The 17,403-nt window shown below is 44.4% G+C and carries 16 protein-coding genes and 1 pseudogene; 16 read left to right on the top strand and 1 reads right to left on the bottom strand.

The genetic code is table 11. The features are described 5' to 3' along the window. Window positions 1–26 precede the first annotated feature (26 nt). Both MUG84_RS07000 and MUG84_RS06995 read left to right on the top strand, forming a co-directional pair. On the top strand, window positions 27–452 hold the full coding sequence (locus MUG84_RS07000) for a MarR family winged helix-turn-helix transcriptional regulator (RefSeq protein WP_244722409.1): 426 nt from the start codon (window positions 27–29) through the stop codon (window positions 450–452). Window positions 453–455: 3 nt separating this feature from the next. Next, a complete protein-coding gene (locus tag MUG84_RS06995) occupies window positions 456–1,502 on the top strand; it encodes a beta-carotene 15,15'-monooxygenase (protein WP_244722399.1) in 1,047 nt (348 codons plus the stop codon). 67 nt (window positions 1,503–1,569) lie between these two features. Here the strand turns inward: MUG84_RS06995 and MUG84_RS06990 are convergent, their stop codons facing one another. After that, complete coding sequence (locus MUG84_RS06990; protein WP_244722395.1) at window positions 1,570–2,196, bottom strand: FMN-dependent NADH-azoreductase; 627 nt, start codon at window positions 2,194–2,196, stop codon at window positions 1,570–1,572. 202 nt (window positions 2,197–2,398) lie between these two features. Between MUG84_RS06990 and MUG84_RS06985 the strand changes: the two genes are divergently transcribed. The 14 genes and pseudogenes from MUG84_RS06985 to MUG84_RS06935 all read left to right on the top strand — a co-directional run bounded on the left by MUG84_RS06985 (window position 2,399) and on the right by MUG84_RS06935 (window position 17,401). Further along, window positions 2,399–3,280 (top strand): helix-turn-helix transcriptional regulator, encoded by an 882-nt coding sequence (locus MUG84_RS06985; RefSeq protein WP_244722392.1) that lies wholly within the window; start codon window positions 2,399–2,401, stop codon window positions 3,278–3,280. 14 nt (window positions 3,281–3,294) lie between these two features. Beyond that, window positions 3,295–3,420: a hypothetical protein gene (locus MUG84_RS27240; protein ID WP_280521203.1), complete on the top strand. Its 126-nt coding sequence runs from the start codon at window positions 3,295–3,297 to the stop codon at window positions 3,418–3,420. A 65-nt stretch (window positions 3,421–3,485) separates the two neighbouring features. Next, the gene (locus tag MUG84_RS06980; RefSeq protein ID WP_244723353.1) at window positions 3,486–4,130 is read left to right on the top strand and encodes a formylglycine-generating enzyme family protein; all 645 of its coding nucleotides are present in this window, start codon (window positions 3,486–3,488) and stop codon (window positions 4,128–4,130) included. Between the two features lie 37 nt (window positions 4,131–4,167). Next, on the top strand, window positions 4,168–4,869 hold the full coding sequence (locus MUG84_RS06975; protein WP_244722389.1) for an MBL fold metallo-hydrolase: 702 nt from the start codon (window positions 4,168–4,170) through the stop codon (window positions 4,867–4,869). 371 nt (window positions 4,870–5,240) lie between these two features. Then, entirely contained in the window at window positions 5,241–6,098 is an 858-nt protein-coding gene (locus MUG84_RS06970) for an amidohydrolase family protein (RefSeq protein WP_244722386.1), read from the top strand. Between the two features lie 16 nt (window positions 6,099–6,114). Beyond that, complete coding sequence (locus MUG84_RS06965; RefSeq protein WP_244722383.1) at window positions 6,115–6,873, top strand: SDR family NAD(P)-dependent oxidoreductase; 759 nt, start codon at window positions 6,115–6,117, stop codon at window positions 6,871–6,873. An 18-nt stretch (window positions 6,874–6,891) separates the two neighbouring features. Further along, window positions 6,892–6,996 (top strand): annotated as a pseudogene (locus MUG84_RS27610) (hypothetical protein); the annotation flags it as partial. 147 nt (window positions 6,997–7,143) lie between these two features. Beyond that, window positions 7,144–7,266 carry a hypothetical protein gene (locus MUG84_RS27235; protein ID WP_280521202.1) on the top strand — a complete coding sequence of 41 codons (123 nt, stop codon included), beginning with the start codon at window positions 7,144–7,146 and terminating at the stop codon, window positions 7,264–7,266. A 207-nt stretch (window positions 7,267–7,473) separates the two neighbouring features. After that, entirely contained in the window at window positions 7,474–8,439 is a 966-nt protein-coding gene (locus MUG84_RS06960) for an ABC transporter permease (protein ID WP_244722380.1), read from the top strand. An 11-nt stretch (window positions 8,440–8,450) separates the two neighbouring features. Then, window positions 8,451–9,335: a carbohydrate ABC transporter permease gene (locus tag MUG84_RS06955; RefSeq protein WP_244722377.1), complete on the top strand. Its 885-nt coding sequence runs from the start codon at window positions 8,451–8,453 to the stop codon at window positions 9,333–9,335. 12 nt (window positions 9,336–9,347) lie between these two features. Continuing rightward, window positions 9,348–10,970, top strand: coding sequence for an extracellular solute-binding protein (locus MUG84_RS06950; RefSeq protein WP_244722374.1), 1,623 nt, complete (start codon window positions 9,348–9,350; stop codon window positions 10,968–10,970). A 105-nt stretch (window positions 10,971–11,075) separates the two neighbouring features. Next, complete coding sequence (locus tag MUG84_RS06945; RefSeq protein WP_244722371.1) at window positions 11,076–13,331, top strand: glycosyl hydrolase family 95 catalytic domain-containing protein; 2,256 nt, start codon at window positions 11,076–11,078, stop codon at window positions 13,329–13,331. A 166-nt stretch (window positions 13,332–13,497) separates the two neighbouring features. Beyond that, on the top strand, window positions 13,498–15,816 hold the full coding sequence (locus tag MUG84_RS06940) for a helix-turn-helix domain-containing protein (RefSeq protein ID WP_244722367.1): 2,319 nt from the start codon (window positions 13,498–13,500) through the stop codon (window positions 15,814–15,816). A gap of 7 nt (window positions 15,817–15,823) precedes the next feature. Further along, window positions 15,824–17,401: an extracellular solute-binding protein gene (locus MUG84_RS06935; RefSeq protein WP_244722363.1), complete on the top strand. Its 1,578-nt coding sequence runs from the start codon at window positions 15,824–15,826 to the stop codon at window positions 17,399–17,401. The last annotated feature ends 2 nt before the right edge of the window (window positions 17,402–17,403 follow it).

The following is a 17,403-nucleotide window of genomic DNA, read 5'->3' as shown; positions in this document are numbered from 1 at the left end:
TAACTATAAATCGAGGTGTACTAAGCGTGAAAAATGATCTCATTCAACAAATTAACCCATTACTAAATCGTTTAAGTGTTCAATTAGCAAGCAGATTTGAGCATCAAATGGATAATGAGCTAACAGTGAAGCAGGTTTTATTATTAGAGCTCATCCGGACCGGCTGCGCTTCAACGAAGGATTTAGCTGCCCAATTGAATATATCGATGAGTGCTGTTAGTCAAATTCTGAATAAACTAGAGGCCAAAGAATATATTACCCGCAGTATTAATCCAGAAAATCGTCGTGAAATCCTTTTAAAGCTGGCGGCAAAGGGTGAGCGGCATTTCGAAGAAGCGCAAATGCTCGAAGATGAGATCAATCGCGATGTTTATGGGCAGCTGCCTCTGGAAGACTTGAAGCATTTCGTCCTAATACTCGGAAAACTAAATGAAATTGTGAAAGGGGAATAGTCTATGCGTGTCATTGAAAGAGGAAAGAATATTTGGTTAATGATGCTCGGCCTTGTTCTATGCAGCAATTTCATGCTCTATCGCACTCACATCGGAAACAATCTTCTCCCCTCAGACACAAAAGCAGTCGTTCTAGGGTCGTTAATAGACCTGGTGATCATGCTGCCTCTATACTCAATGTTATTCAGCAAGAAGTTCTCTCTCAAGACAGCGATGATTCTGTCAGCCACAGGCTGTATCTTGGCTAGATTGCTCATTCCCAAGCAGTTGTTGGAACCTTTTGCAGCGATCACTTGGGCCGGCATTGCAGTGGAGGCTGCGTTCATTATATTTGAACTGATGCTCATTGCTACGCTTGTGCGTGTCATACCCAAAATCGTGGGGAAGGTGAAAAAGAGCGCATTACCACTCGTTTTTGCTTTCCCGTATGCAATCGATGAATACATAAAGAAAAATCCAATTGTTCAAGTGATCTGTTCAGAGGCGATGATGTTTTATTATGCATTTTTCAGCTGGAAAAAGACGCCGCCAACAGGGATCACATTGTATAAACGCTCAAGCTATATCGCATTCCAAGTGATGATGATTCATGCGATTGTTATCGAAACATTAGGCATCCATTTGTGGCTGCATCATAAATCGATGGTTATTTCGATCATCTTACTCGTTCTGAATCTATATTCGGTGATTTTTTTCTTAGCGGATATGCAAGCAGTTCGGTTGAACCCAGTCCACATCCATCAGGGCTCCATGTTTCTCTCGATTGGATTACAAAAGCGTATAGAAATTCAATTTGACAATATCGAGTGCATCAAAGAAGATCCTGCGATTCTAGAAAGTAAGCTATCGAAAGATACTCTGGAGTTTGTTGCGCGGGATTTTGAAAAAGTTCATCCAGACCTTATTTTAAAAATGAATACACCAGTCAAGGCAACCCTATTCATGGGCATCCAAAAGAAATACTCCCAAATAGCAATCCGCTCGGACCAGCCAGAGCAGCTTAAAGAAATGATTGTTCATGCAATGGAGAATAAAAACGTAGAGGGATAAACGAAAAAAAGCAGTACCACCGCCAAAAAGCGTTGGTACTGCATGTAGTGTGACAGTTTAAAGTGAATTAGAACGTGCTGGCTACTTTAACAGCTTTTTCAAGACCTGCGGCTATGATTTCTTTTGCCTGATCTGGGAATTGATTGTGACCTTCAATCACTACGGTCTCTATATTTTTCACACCGAAGAAGCCCATCATGTTAGCTACATATTTAACGGCCATTTCTAGTTCAGCAGCTGGCCCTTCCGAATATACACCGCCACTTGCATTTAATAATGTAATTTTCTTATCTCCAATAAGACCTACTGGGCCATCTGGCGTATATGCAAATGTTTTGCCCGCACGGTTCAAATAATCAATATATGTGTGCAGTACAGCTGGGATGGTTAAATTCCAAAGCGGGAAACCAAATACAACTTTATCGGTTGCAAGGAATTGATCTAAATATTTATCAGCAACGGCAACGGCTTTGGCTTCTGCTGCTGTTAAATCCATTCCGTTGCCCGCTTTAAATGTGCCGTTAATCAAATCTACTCCTACGTATGGCAATTCTTCCTTGTACAAATCAAGCTCTATCACCGTATCATGTGGATGAGATTCTTTGTAGCTTGCCAAAAAAGCATCATATAATTTCACACTAACCGCTTGATCTGCTGGACGGTTGTTTGCCTTTACAAATAAAACTGTTGACATTCTCTTTTCCTCCTATGCCTTACGCTAAACGTTCTCTATTTTTTACGTTAGCTTTTGTTTATAGACCATCAAAAGAAAATACCATATGTCCATTTGCTTGGCTATGTCATATATCACACAATAAGTCTCAAACAACATACAGCAATATAAGTCAAAAAAATCATATTTTCTTCTGGTATCTTGTTCATGAGGAGGTTATGAATTGAGCTATAGTCCCATCATTCAACAGTCAATTGAATATATAGAGACACATTTACATGAGGAATTATCTTTAGAGAGCATGGCTAAGTTTGCCGGATTTTCAAAGTATCATTACCATCGGATTTTCCAAAAAGAAGTTGGGGTGACCGCATCAGAGTATATTCGATATCGTAGAATTGCTAACTCGTCGAACATGCTGCTGTATACAGATGAAAAAATAATAGATATTGCGGTCTATTATCGCTTTGAAACCCAAGAATCATTTACTCGTTCCTTTAAGAAATATTATCGATTACCGCCAGGACAGTATCGCAAAATCATGGGCAAATTAACGATGCAAAGGGAGGAAATGAAGATGAAAAATGAACAATTATTAAAAGGATGGCAATTAAGCGGAAGTCACCCTTTTAATTATCAGATGGGGATTGACCGGGAAACCTTCCATCAAGGGAAAGCATCCGGATTTTTAAAATCTGTTACGGTACAGACGTTAGGTGAATTTGCAACGATGATGCAGCAATTCAAAGCGGACCGTTACCTTGGCAAGAGATTAAAGCTCTCAGGCTTTATCAAAACAAAAGCGGTTGATGGATTTTGCGGGTTCTGGATGCGAGTGGATGATGCTCTTCATGATGTGCTGCAATTTGATAACATGAGTGACCGCCCCATCACAGGAGATACGGAGTGGAATCATTACAGCATCGTTCTAGATGTACCTGAAAAAAGTGCAATTATAGCTTTTGGTGTGCTGCTCTCCGAGAGCGGGCAGGTCTGGATTGACGGACTTCAATTCGAGGAAGTGGATACCAAGGTACCGACAACGAATATTGATTTTACATATGACCTTTTGGACGAGCCTATCAATTTATCATTTGAGGAGTAGAGAGGAGATTCAAGATGAATAATGCTAAAAAACAGAGTCTTGGCATAGTTGTTGGTTTTGTTATCGTTGTTACGGTGATGGCTGCAAAGTGGTTGATAGGAAATGTTTTTGTTAGCTTTATAAAAGATATAATAAGTTAGAAAACCGGGATCATTAGGAGGAAGCTCGAGTGTCAATTGAAATACAGAGGTACATAGACTATCCAATGGTAAAAATTCCAGGGGGAGAAATCGAATTAAGAGACGATCGAATAAAGAGGGAATGGAAAGCTGAAATAAGACCGTTTCTTCTTGCCCGGTATCCCGTAACGATGGGCCTATACTATGGAATTACAAATAATACACCTCGTTGTTTGGACGGAGATCTAAAACCGGTTGTGAATATTTCTTGGAATGATGCCATTTCTTTTTGTAATCTACTTTCAAAGAAAGCTGGACTGAAAGAGTGTTATGCTATAAGTCATGATGGTGAAACCATTGTTTGTGATTGGGAATCAGACGGCTATCGACTTCCTTCAGAAGCAGAGTGGCAATATGCATGTAAAGCAGGGACTAATGGTTATAGATACGGAGAGCTTGATAAGATTGCCTGGTATAATGAAAATTCAGGAGGCCAAACCCATGAAGTAGGAAGAAAGGAACCGAATGCGTGGGGACTGTATGATATGTTAGGGAATGTTTGGGAGTGGTGCTGGGATTTATATGATGAACAAGTGTACGGCTCCTACCGAATTTTTCGAGGAGGCAGCTGGGCTGAAGAGGCTAGGGGGTGCGGGGCTTCTTGCCGTCGGCGCAGCCATCCGTCATTTTGCATAGAAGACCTCGGATTTCGTCTTGCTAAGTCCTGTTAGGATTCTTTGCTCACCTATTCACAAAGGAGAAATAGATATGAAAATCATCCAATTAGATTTGAAATTTATGTATAACGAAATTGAAATGGTCATTCATCCTACGGTCATACAAGATGATCACGAAACCATTTTAGTCGATTGTGGATACCCTGGTATGCTTCCTCTATTAGAGGAAGAGCTTAATAATAAAGGAATTTCACCGGAATCCTTAACAAAGGTACTTATTACGCATCATGACGATGATCATATGGGGGCTTTATATGAATTAATAGAAAAATACCCGAATATTCAAGTGATCGCCAGTGATATGGAACAAGATTATATTTCAGGGCAAAAAAAGTCTCTGCGTCTTATTCAGGCTGAGGAAATGCTGCAGTACCTACCGGAGTCAGAGAAAGATTTCGGCTTAGCATTTATTGATCGTTTGAAAAATATCAAGAATGTACCCGTAGATTTGGTTGTCACAGATGGCGACACGTTGGAGTGGGCTGGAGGATGCACCATATTATCTACGCCAGGCCATACCCCAGGTCACATATCCATATATAATCAGAAATTGGATACGGTCATCACCGGAGATGCTGCAGTTATTGAAGATAATACATTGAAAGTTGCGAATCCTAATTTTGCACTCAATCTTGCGGACGCAGAAAAATCATTAAATAAACTAATAAACTTAAATGCTAGAAAATATTATTGTTATCATGGCGGGCTGTATGTGAATGAGCATTTTGAATAATTGCTTTTTTGAAAATGCTATAATAGCATACCCCCTTCAGGTACACAGTGAAAAAACGTCTATGGTAGCATAGATGAAACATTGTAGACCAGAAGGGGATTTTTTGCCGCCAATCCATCTTTTCCTTTATCCAGTAAATTTGTATAATATAGTTGTACTAGAATCAACCTCAACGATTACATCTTCTGAACCTGCGTAGATTACATCTTATTTACCCTCACATTGACACTTAATACTTACACCGCAATGATGATCAAACCCAATTAACAAGTATGGTAGATTCCTTAAAATGACCGTGCCAGGCCTCAGTGGCATGCCTACATATTGCGGTCACGCTTCTTTATTAGAACATGAGAGACGGGGGAAGGTTCATGTATATTGATACGCATCAGCATTATTGGTGCCCAGAACTGGGTTACTATGACTGGCTGAAGTCGGAAAATGCGATATTGCAACGCGATTATTTGCCTGAGCATGCAGCAGAGTGGCAAAGGGAGCTTGGCATAGAAGCTTCTGTCGTCGTACAGGCGGCGCCAACTCCTGAAGAAACCAGCTTCTTGCTAGGGTTAGCCGAACGAAACCCGTCGATATCAGGCGTGGTAGGCTGGTTAGATCTGGAGTCGCCGGAGTTTCCAGAAGAGTTTGAGCGTATGAGGCTGAACCGTAAATTGGTCGGTCTAAGACCGATGCTGCATACTATATCTGATAAAAATTGGGTTTTGCAGCCGCAAGTGGTTAGCAATCTGAGAGTGATGGCAGCAGAGCAATTCCCGCTCGATATCGTGATGCAAGGGGAGCATTTGGATCGGATTGTTGAGCTTCAAAGGCAAATACCAGACTTGCGATTGGCCATTGATCATCTAGGTAGTCCTGACGTTCGTGGACAGAGGATGGAACCTTGGCTTGAGGCAATGACACAGCTTGCTGCAAATGAGCAAACGGTATGTAAGCTCTCGGGCATGATGACTTTGACAGGTGAGGGCGATCAGATGAAACAGCTGTATCCTTATGTAGAGCAGGTTGTAAGGTTATTCGGTCCGTCTCGCATCATGTTTGGTACCGATTGGCCTGTAAGTCTGTATGGGGGGGCCATCCAAGAGGTCTTCGAATTGTTCGAGGGGCTGCTTCATTCCCTGGTTCCTGCTCAGGACCATGATCGTGTTCGTTACCATAATGCTTTTCAATTTTACGGATTAGATCCGTTGAATCATACCGCAGGTTCTAATTAATGAGTGGGGGATTTCGATGAGTATAACTGGAAAAATAGCTATTATTACGGGTTCAACCAGCGGAATCGGTGAAGCAACCGCGATAACTTTAGCATCACAAGGCGCAACCGTGCTTGTATGTGGACGGGATACCATTCGGGGTGAAGAGGTCTTGAAGATCATTCGAGATCAGGGTGGACAGGCGGAATTTGTCTCCTGTGATCTGCTCGATCCGCAAGCACCGGAGAGGATTGTAGAGGAAGCCATCCGATTATGGGGAAGGATCGATATCGTAGTCAACAATGCAGCTATGGTAAGTAACAAGGTGATCGACAACATTTCGATGGAGGACTGGGACCGGCTGTTGCAGGTGAACCTGAAGGCACCGTTTTTTCTTATTCAGTCGGCGCTGCCCTTTTTACGCGAAAGCAAAGGAACTGTAATCAATGTCAGCTCAATAAATGCAATACGAAATTTAAGCAACAATCTTATTTACGATACGATAAAGGCCGGCTTGAATCATATGACGCAAGGACTGGCGAAAGATCTGCTCAAGGATGGAATCCGCATCAATGCAGTTATGCCCGGCGGTACAAAGACCCCCCTCTTGAAAGAATGGTGGCAGCATATGACTATGGATGCATCTATAGCTGAGCAGCTTTACATTGATGCTTGTAGCGATCCGAACAATGCTGATCCTCAGCAGATTGCTAGTGTTATAGCTTTTCTTGCATCTGAGCAGGCTTCCTGGGTGAATGGAGCGATTATACCTATTAATAATGGTGTTCATCTTTAATTACGAGCGACATTCGCAGCTTGGAGCGATCGCGGAACGTATGAAGAGGTGCTTCAGGAATTAAAACTTTTGTGGCATGTTTACTCTCGTCCCTATAGGAGCCGATTAAGAGCCAAAATGTAGTTTAGGCAGTCATTCAGCGATTGGTGCAAAAGTCTGATCTGATTTAAATATATGTATCTTAAAAGGGGTGAGCTGACATTAACGGTGCCGCCACGCATTACGGCCACTACGGGATTTATTCGCAGCCCTGGGTGGTGATGTAACGGCATGAATGCGGAAGAAGCTTCCCTGAAATTTGTAGGGAAACTTCATGAATTGATCGCTGCGGTAGCTCTGCCGGCTACGCTTTCACAGTACGGTCTCCCCAATCAGCGATCGAAAGCTTGGTGAACACTCACCAATAATGAAAGAAAGCAGCCGATTATTTGGCTGCTTTCTTTCTTATCCCTCATCCTAATCCAACTAATATATTGTATATGCCCGAATCTAACAAATTCGATATCATCTAATCTTTTATCTATTGTGCATTGGAAGCGTTATCATATATGTTGTGAATGGTTCTAACGCAATAAAACAACACAAAAGGAGGTGAATTTCGTGAGGAACCAGACGGCTGCTGCCACAGGTAAACTTCAAGTAAAACAACCCGGATCGCAGCGGCACAACAAGTTCATCCAATCATTTTGGAGTCAAAAGTTTCTATATCTCATGGTGCTGCCCGGGTTCCTGATTGTTCTTGTTTTTGCCTATTTCCCGATGTACGGAGTGCTGATAGCCTTTAAAGACTACAATGTAGCCAAAGGGATCTGGGGAAGTGAGTGGGTGGGCTTCAAGTATTTCCATGAATTTATCAACAATCCCATGGCGATGCGAACCGTCAAAAATACGTTAATTCTTGGCATATACAGCCTAGTGTTCGGTTTTCCCGCACCCATCGTGCTAGCCCTGCTTCTTAATGAAATTCGGGTGCTGGCATTTAAGAAATTCGTACAAACGGTATCGTACTTTCCACATTTCATTTCGACCGTTATCATCGTGGGAATGCTCAAGGAATTCACTTCATTAGACGGTATGTTCAATACCATCGCCGGTTGGTTCGGGAAGGAGCCTGTCAACTTTATTACGGAACCGCAATATTTCCGTACTTTGTTCGTAGGTTCAGGAATTTGGCAAGGGATCGGCTGGGGTACTATTTTGTATCTAGCCGCGCTCAGCAATGCGGATCCAACACTCTACGATGTGGCTTCAATCGACGGTGCGAACCGTTGGCAGAAAATGAAGCATATTTCACTACCTGCTATCATGCCAACAACGATTATTTTGTTTATCTTGTCCGTTGGCGGCATTCTGGGTACCGACTTCATGAAGGTCATGCTGATGTACAACCCGGGAACCTATGAGACAGCCGATGTGATTGGTACATACGTGTATAGGATCGGTTTGGAAGGTGGACGATTCGAATACAGCGCCGCCGTTGGCTTGATGTTGTCCGTGGTCTCTTTTCTGTTCGTTCTGGCAACGAACCGGTTGTCTCGCAAATTTTCCGAAACAAGCTTATGGTAGGTGAAATTTAAATGAGGTATAAACATAGCCTTGGTTCGCGCTTGTTCGACGTATTCAATTACGGGCTGATGCTGCTACTGATCGTCATCACGGTATACCCGCTGCTGCATGTCATATCGATTTCGTTAAGCCATGCCGATTTTATCGCGCTGGGAGAGGTGAGCTTTTTTCCAAAAGGCTTCAATATGAAGGGATACCAGATCATTTTTGAGAAGCCACTACTGTACACGAGCTACACCAATACGATCATGTATGCCACCGTTGGTACGCTGCTGACACTGCTGCTGACTTCGTTAATGGCATATCCCCTGACGGTATCGAAGTTTCGAATCAAGAAGCCGATCACGATTTTCCTTGCTGTGACGATGTTTTTCAGCGGCGGTATGATTCCGACGTATTTGCTGATGAAAGAGCTACATCTGCTCAATACATTTTGGGTGATGGTGCTGCCCGGCTGTATCAGCGCTTATAATGTCATTATCTTTCGTACGTTCTTCCAGAATATCCCTAGTGAACTGCGGGAATCGGCATATATGGATGGCGCAAATGACTTAACTGTTCTGTTCCGAATTTATTTGCCGCTTTCAAAGGCATTGCTTGCTACCTTCGCTTTGTTCACGATTGTAGGGCATTGGAATGAATGGTTCAGCGCACTCATTTATTTGCAGGACGAGAAACGTTATCCGCTTCAAATGTTCTTACGTAGTATTATTTTTACACAACAAGGATATGGCAGCAGCGAAAAGGCGACAGAGTTGATTCAGAACCGGCAAATCAATCCGAAGAACATACAAATGGCGGCAATTGTCATCACGATGGCACCCATTTTATGTATTTATCCGTTCGTTCAGAAGCATTTCGTGAAAGGCGTTATGGTGGGATCAATAAAAGGTTAGAGGAGAGCTGGCATGAAAAAAACGTTATTGGGAATGTTGATGACTCTGTTACTTATTTCAACAATGCTTAGCGGCTGCGGCAGCGGCAGCGGCTCGGACACCAGTGAATCGAAAACAGGTGAGAATGGTACTGATCATGCGAAAGCATTAAATTTGAAGGTCGTGATCCCTCACTTTGGGGGCGATCCAACAGGGACGATTGTGCAGCAGGAATATGAGAAGGAGATCCAGAATTATTTGGGAACGGAAGTTAAGATTGAATGGACGCGTATCCCATGGGGGGAGTATTCAGAGAAAACAAAGGTTATGCTGACAAGCGGCGATATTCCGGACGTGATGCTGGTACGCGGTCAGGATAATATTATTAAATTCGGTGAGCAAGGGTTGTTCGTAGACCTGTCCCAGTATATGGACAAGATGCCGAATTACAAGACGTATATTGATGCGACAGCTAACAATGAGCAGTATTTAATGAACGAGAAGAAGCAGCTGTTCGCCTTCTATGACGGCTCTACGAATCCGACAGACATTACACCAAGCCAATATGCCGCGGCCTACCGTCTTGATGTCTTCCAGAAGCATAATATCAAGGTGCCGACGACGCTCGATGAGATGTATGATGCAGCCAAACAATTGAAAACGCTGTATCCGGACTCTTATCCGGTTGGTCAGAGCGAGCAGTATATTGAGTATGAAGGGATTCTGAACGCAAATCATACCGCGGGAGGAATTTATTGGAACGGGGAGAAATATGTATACGGCCCAACAGAAGAGGCTTACAAGGAAGCGCTTATGTTCTTGAACAAGCTGTATACAGAGAAGCTGCTCGATCCAGCATTCTGGTCTGACAATATGGATGAAGCCAAGAGTAAAGCAACCTCGGGCAAAACATTCATTTACCCGCTGCTGTGGTCCGGCTATGTGGCTGATTTTAATGCCAACAAGCAAGCCGGCGTGACTTGGGCGCTTGCGATGGGCGCAGACAACCCGAAATACGGTAAAGCCTGGAAAAGTGGCAGCGAGCAGAAAGGCAAAGGCGTAGGCAACGGATCAGGTCTCGTCATTTCAGCGAAATCCGAGAATGTGGAGCAGATTGTGAAGCTGCTTGATTATCAGTACAGCGACAAGATGGTCGATTTGCTGATGTGGGGGATTGAAGGCAAGTCTTATGAAGTGACAGACGGAAAGAAAGAGTTTCTACCAGCATTGAAAAATTCAGACGATTTCGTCGGCGAGCTTGCTAAATTAGGCGTTTCTGTGTCGATGCGTACGAGACCAGGGATCGTGTTTACGCCGCAGGAGGCGATTGCGAAATATACTTCCATTCCGGATGTCATGTTCTATCATGATGGAAAGGCGCAGCTTGAGAACTATTGGTTCGCTTCTGATAAATACGGCGGCAAGGAATCGATCGCGCCGATGGATCGTGCGCCGAAAATTATGTTCACGAAGGATGAAAGAGATCTTAGAGCCAATACGATGACGCCGATCGATACGTATGTGAAGGAAAGCGCCGTGAAATTCATTAAGGGCGAGATGAGCTTCTCCGACTGGGATAAGTTCCAGGAGACGATCAGAAAAATGGGCGATTATGAGTCGGTATTAAAAATGTATAACGATAAAGTAAAACAATAAAGAATCTGGATAGAACGCAAGGCCATAGCAGAACGGGCGCCTCCTGATATTTTACGGATGGTTTGCCCTTTTCTGCTTTCAAGACGGATGAGGAGGGTACATCACATGGACAACAAATATGATCTTCAGTTCGACGAACCGATTAAGAGGTGGGATGAGGCGCTTCCACTTGGCAACGGATTAACTGGATGTCTGTTATGGGGAAACGGCGCTCCATTGCGATTTAGTCTGGATCGCGGCGACCTATGGGATCTCCGGTTGGCCCCGGAGGTGCTGGATGAAGGTTTTACCTACGCAGAAATGATCGATTGCGTGAAGCGTGGTGATCAAGAGGGGCTTTTGAAGCGATTTGATAACATGTATGAAAAATATCCATATCCGACAAAGCTTCCGGCTGGACGGTTAGAGCTAAGCTTTAGCCAATCCGTTGATCGGCTGGTAAGCCGTCTTTCCCTGTGGGAAGCATGTGCGCACATCGAGATGACCTTCTGGGATCGCAGCATTAAAGTATCCAGCTATTTGCATGCCGTGAACGGTCTTGGCTATATTCGGATTGTTGGTGATTCAAATGCAGCTGGAAGTCTCGATCTTATACCACCGGATTATGCTGGAGAACAGCAGGATAACAACGCTAATCCCGTATTTCATACGAGTCTCACTCGGCTTGGTTATCCAGCCGCTGGGATGCATTCGGAAGGTCATATACGTTGGTTCCATCAGCGAACGGTTCATGATCTCGAATATGCCATTGTCATAGCAGAAGGCGAGGGAGCTACGGGAGAACGCGTGATCGTGTATACCATTGCTGCGAATCACGATGGGGACGATTGGCTTGAAAAGGCGAAGAGGAAGACTGCATCCGCGTTGATGGCCGGTTATGATGCCGCGTTCGACGATCATGTTACATGGTGGACCCGTTATTGGGGTCAGAGTTCGATCACACTTCCGGATGCGAAAGCGGAGAAGATGTGGGTACTGAACAATTATTTGTTCGGTTCTTGTTCACGAAAAGGCGCTCCGCCGATGCCGCTGCAAGGAGTATGGACCGCCGATGAAGGGAAGCTTCCTCCTTGGAAGGGTGATTACCATCACGACTTAAATACCCAGCTCAGTTACTGGCATTACTTAAAGGCGAACCATCTTGAAGAAGGGGAGAGTTTCATCGATTTCCTCTGGAATTTACGTCCAGAAGCCAAACGTTTCGCGGAACGCTTCTATGATGCGCCAGGCATGAATCTCCCATCGGTTATGACTCTTGCTGGTGGAGCAATGGGTGGTTGGCCGATGTACAGCTTGAGCATAACAAATCAGATCTGGTTATGTCAGGCATTCGATCATTACTGGCTCAGCACGGGTGATCCTGAATTTCTACGCGATAAAGCTTATATCTACTTTAGGGAAACGGCGGAATGCGTTCAGCGATGGCTCATGCCAGGGGAGGACGGCAAGTTTAAGATGCCGGTATCAAGCTCGCCGGAGTTCCATGATAACAGCCTGGAAGCCTGGCTCGATCAGATCAGTAATTATGATTTGTCTCTGTTGATATACCTGTTCCGACGTCTGCATGATATGGCTGAACATCTTGGATACTTAGCTGAAGCAGAGCAATGGGCGAATGTGATGGAGAATCTGCCAGATCTCGCTGTATCCAATGACGGTGTACTGATGATTAACCCCAAAGAAACACTTACCGCAAGCCATCGCCATTTTTCACATATGATGTCGATATATCCGCTCAAGCTGCTCGATCGGAAAGGGTCGAAGCGGGATCGCGAGATTGCCGATAAGACGATCTTCAATTTGGAAGTGCTCGGCAAAGGCCAATGGGTTGGTTATTCTTTTGCCTGGGCGGCAACGATGTACGCATGGCAAGGCAATGGGGAAGCTGCACTCTACCATTTGCAGCAAATGTGGCGGTATACATGCTCACCGAACGGGTTTCACCTAAACGGCGATTACAAGCAAGTAGGCGTATGTATGTTTCATTACCGTCCATTTACGTTAGAAGGAAATTTCGCAGCTATATGTGCACTGCAAGATATGCTGCTTCAGGTGGATGACGGTACGATATGCGTATTCCCAGCGATACCGGCGGCATGGTCTGATAATGCAGCTGAGTTCCGCGATTTCAGAGGCGAGATGGGTGTACTCGTATCGGCTAGGATCCGTGCAAATAAGCTAGAATACATTCAACTGCGGACTGAAAGAGAAGGTTCATTCCGAGTCCAAAACGACTTTGGCTGTGAAAGACTGTTAATCATCATCGGAGAACGAACATATGAAATCGCCTGCCCAGTAAGCGAAAGATTTAGCGTGGATCTTCAAGCAGGAGATGTATGCAGTATTTCAATTCATGCATGACAAGTAACGAATAAGGCAGCAAAGCTTCGTGCGAATACTTTGCTGCCTTATTTGTATATCTAGCATTTTGAATGGGAACATGATTGAAATAGTACTTTTTTCCACATTTATGATATATTTATACAACTAGATGTATGCGCATACATTTCTGAATAGGAGGCTGCATATGAAGCATTTGGTCACATCGTTTCCCCGCAAGGCGACAGCCCAAATGAAGAAAAAAACGCTGGTTGCTATATTTTTGCGTTTCTTCGTGCTCATTGTGCTGCTCCTTATTTCCACCTCAACCATCGCCGTCTATTCGAATTACCGGATGATCGATGACGCACGTGAAGCGAACCGTAACTATTTGCGGGCTGCGTCCTCTTCCCTTGACGGCTTATTGGACAAGATAAAGGATCAGGGTTACAGCATCGCGTCTGATACAAGCTATTTGAATTTACTCTCGTTCACGGATAAATCGCAAACCCATTATGCTTCAACAGCGTATTTGCTAAGCAGCAAGCTGTATGACCTGTTTGTTAGCGATAGTGCTGTGGATGATTCCTTTATATATTTCTCCAAGCTGAACACGATCCTGGCAGGCTCTGGTTCATACGATCCAGTGTTCTATCTAGAAAGGAACTACCATTTTAGGGATTATCCGTTGACTTTCTGGGATCAGCAGTTCAAGAGCGGCATCGTATCATCCATCCTACCGGCGACCGATGTGTATAGACAGAGCGGTGCTGCAGGCGAGAAGAAATACAAGACGATCATCCCGCTCGTCCTGAACATAGAGAGCGTGATCGGCTCCAGCAGCTTTATGGTGGTTAACATTGACGAACAGAAGATCTATCAAATGATCAACAATATGAACATCACGAAAAAAGGCGACATCTATCTGATTGATACGCTCCACAATCGCATTATCAGTTCAACCGACCGGGACAAGCTAGGCGATACGTTCGACATCGGCGCGCTTCAAATCAATCCAAGCAGCGGTACGTCAGAATCGGAAATGTTGATCCACGGGGACAATAACATATTATCATTTCATCCTTCTTCATGGGACAATCTCGGTTTCCTCGTCGTGACACCTGAGAAGGCGTTGACTGCTCCGGTCTATAAGTTCCTGTATATGACCATCGGTGTCATTGCTTTGTTCATGCTGATCGGGACAGCTGTGTCCGTTGTTTTCTCTCGCGGCATTTATTCGCCGCTTGCCGAAATGGTTCATGTCGTTAAACGCTTGGCCAAAGCGCCATTCGAGAGCGGCAAATCCGAGTACGATTATATCAAAGAGAGCATCACGACATGGCATCAATATCAACAGGAGACGATGCCGTCGCTGATTCAAATATTTTTGTATCGTGCACTTAACCAGCAGCTGAATAAGGAAGACATTGAACGGTTGTCGGAGAAATATGATTTTTTTCGCGGCGGGGGCAGCCTTGCGCTGGCTGTCGTAAGGTTTGATTTCTTGAGAGATCATCACCAGCAAGCCGCTGAGTTACACCAGACTTTAATTTCGCTTCACAAGCCTTTGTTAGATATAAACAGCAATGAGATGGTGTTGTTTCTTCAAGAGCAAGATGATGTAGGCGTGACGGTCTTTGTTACGGAGGAGCTGCATCCGCTCTTATCCCGGTATGAAGAGGATCTAGTGGGTGAGATTAGCCTTACGGTCGGCATTAGCAAGATCTTCAATCAGCTGGAGTATACTCAAAGGGCTTACAAGGAAGCGACTGAAATTCTTGATCTGCGCAGTGTAGGAGAGTGCGGAATGATTTTTAACGCAACTACCTGTGCTCCGGGCAGGACTGGGGTTTTCTTTTCCTCCGATATGAAGGAGACGGCGCGAAAATATTTGGAGAACGGTCATGTGGAAGGGGCGTCTGAGCTGTTGGATCAGCTGTTTGAGGGAGCGCGAATCCAGCATATGCGATTTGCGGTATTTCGGCAATTCGTAAGTGATCTGCTCTATTTCGCCGTAGAAACGGTCTATAACCGTCGAATGGATGAAGAAGGAATATTCGGGATGCCCGCTAGCGAAATGATCGCGTATGTCAATTCGCTGCATCATCCAAGCAGAATTGAAGCGGCCTGCCGCACTGTATTCGAAAATGTAATCGCTCAGGTTCATTCCCAGCAGCAATCGTCGCAGGCAATTACAGGCATGCTGGATTACATATCCACCCATTTGGCTGAAGTGAATTTAACGTCGATATCGGAGCATTTTCATATGAATACGAATTATGTATCGCAATATTTCAAGAAACATCAGGGCGTCACGTTTACCGATTATATCAATCGTATGCGTATTGAAAAGGCTAAGGAGCTTCTCATGAACACCGATCACACAGCGACTGATATCGGTAGGCTCGTCGGGTTCAATAATGCGAATGCATTTATTCGAATGTTTAAGAAGCTAGAGGGCACAACACCGAACGAGTATCGTAAGAGCGCCCGTACAATATATAACTATTCTTCGATGGAGGGGTGATACAAGTATGTGGTTACTTCGTAGAAAGCTGATTATTATGATCTGTGTCGGCATTCTAGCCGTCGTGTCAGCGGTATGTTTGCCATTCAACGAACTCGTGTCTGGCACGACTTCGACACCCCCCGTCGTTATCAAAGCCGCAGTTCCAGCGTTTGATCGCGATCGGAATACACCGATCGATAAGGAGTTTGAGCGTCGGACGAATCTGACATTCGATTGGCTGCAGTTTCCCGTCAATGAATATATCAAACGAATCAATCAGATGTTAACCTCAGCCGGGCAGAAGCCGGATATTTTTATCATCAACAAGGATATGGTTCAGCGGTTCGGTCCGATGGGAATGCTGCTTGATTTGCGGCCTTACCTTGACCAAATGCCTAACTTAAAGCGTTGGATTGAAGGGTATCCCCAGATTGTGGAGGATATGATGACCGAAGACGGTAAGCTGTATGGCATTGATGGATTGAACACCTATGGACAAATGCCGATCGGATATATTTTTCGCGAGGATATTTTCTACCGCAATGGCATGCTGCTTCCCAAAACATTCGATGAATTGTATGATTCGCTGAAAATACTCAAGCAGATTTATCCGGATTCCAAGCCGATATCAAATCGTTCAGGCCCGGCTAATTTGTTCGAGCAATTCTATATGGCTTATCATACCCAAGGAGGTATATATTTCGATAGCCAAAAGATGGTCTATAAATTTGGCCCTACCGAACCTAATTTTAAGAAGGCCGTTATGATGGCCCGTAAATTTTATGAGGCCGATCTGATCGACCCTGATTTCGCAACGGTCTCAGATCCACAGTTTTTCGAGAATGTGATTGGGGGCAAGACATTCGCTCTATTCGGGGAATATTTTATCGAGATGGATGGCTGGAAAGAGCAAGGCAGAAAGAGGGATTCCTTCTACAGTTTAAAAGCAGTGCTTCCACTCGTTACCGATAATGGCTTGCAGGCGCTTCAGCCGGTCCAGTATCCAAATTCACGCGGAACTTGGGTCATTGCGATCAATGCAAAATCCCCGCATATTAAAGAATTAATCGCACTTCTTGATGCGCAATATTCCGAAGAAATCGTAGAGTTGACGAATTGGGGCATTGAAGGTGATACGTTCAATCGAGTGAACGGAGAACACAGATATACTTCTCGATTACAGACCAAGCTTAATCCCTATGGGGAGGTAACTCCGCAGGAAATGGGTGTGGATGGTCGATCTGGGATATGTGTTCCCTATGATCAGGATGCGGAATATGCGAGGAAATGGGGTGCCGCTGGACTTGAATCCCAGCAATTGTATACTGCGAATGCAGACAAAATCGGTTTTTTCGCAGGACCATCCATCTCCTTTTCACAGGAAGAATTGATTGAGATCACGAAAATTATGTCACCAATCAAAAATTTCGTCACCTTAAAAGTAATCCAGTTCGTAACGGGAGAACTTGGGATGGGAAAAGACTGGGATGACTTTCAGGATGAGCTTGCAAAGATGGGAGCAGGTAACGTCCTTAAACTCTATCAAGAAAAATATGCGAAGCTGCCAAATGAGAGAAAGGTTATATATAAGTCAATTAGGTAGGC

Origin of the sequence: Paenibacillus mangrovi (assembly GCF_022898935.1) — a bacterium.
Classification (GTDB): domain Bacteria; phylum Bacillota; class Bacilli; order Paenibacillales; family Paenibacillaceae; genus Paenibacillus_AQ; species Paenibacillus_AQ mangrovi.
The sequence above is the reverse complement of the archived record's forward strand: the minus strand, read 5'-3'. Positions and strand labels throughout refer to the sequence as shown.

Bases quoted from the DNA above. Each gene is read 5' to 3' on its own strand.
- MUG84_RS06995 (WP_244722399.1), top strand. From the start codon at position 456: ATGCGTGTCATTGAAAGAGGAAAGAATATTTGGTTAATGATGCTCGGC.
- MUG84_RS06990 (WP_244722395.1), bottom strand. From the start codon at position 2,196: ATGTCAACAGTTTTATTTGTAAAGGCAAACAACCGTCCAGCAGATCAA.
- MUG84_RS27240 (WP_280521203.1), top strand. From the start codon at position 3,295: ATGAATAATGCTAAAAAACAGAGTCTTGGCATAGTTGTTGGTTTTGTT.
- MUG84_RS06980 (WP_244723353.1), top strand. From the start codon at position 3,486: ATGGTAAAAATTCCAGGGGGAGAAATCGAATTAAGAGACGATCGAATA.
- MUG84_RS06975 (WP_244722389.1), top strand. From the start codon at position 4,168: ATGAAAATCATCCAATTAGATTTGAAATTTATGTATAACGAAATTGAA.
- MUG84_RS06970 (WP_244722386.1), top strand. From the start codon at position 5,241: ATGTATATTGATACGCATCAGCATTATTGGTGCCCAGAACTGGGTTAC.
- MUG84_RS06965 (WP_244722383.1), top strand. From the start codon at position 6,115: ATGAGTATAACTGGAAAAATAGCTATTATTACGGGTTCAACCAGCGGA.
- MUG84_RS27235 (WP_280521202.1), top strand. From the start codon at position 7,144: ATGAATGCGGAAGAAGCTTCCCTGAAATTTGTAGGGAAACTTCATGAA.
- MUG84_RS06955 (WP_244722377.1), top strand. From the start codon at position 8,451: ATGAGGTATAAACATAGCCTTGGTTCGCGCTTGTTCGACGTATTCAAT.
- MUG84_RS06950 (WP_244722374.1), top strand. From the start codon at position 9,348: ATGAAAAAAACGTTATTGGGAATGTTGATGACTCTGTTACTTATTTCA.
- MUG84_RS06945 (WP_244722371.1), top strand. From the start codon at position 11,076: ATGGACAACAAATATGATCTTCAGTTCGACGAACCGATTAAGAGGTGG.
- MUG84_RS06940 (WP_244722367.1), top strand. From the start codon at position 13,498: ATGAAGCATTTGGTCACATCGTTTCCCCGCAAGGCGACAGCCCAAATG.
- MUG84_RS06935 (WP_244722363.1), top strand. From the start codon at position 15,824: ATGTGGTTACTTCGTAGAAAGCTGATTATTATGATCTGTGTCGGCATT.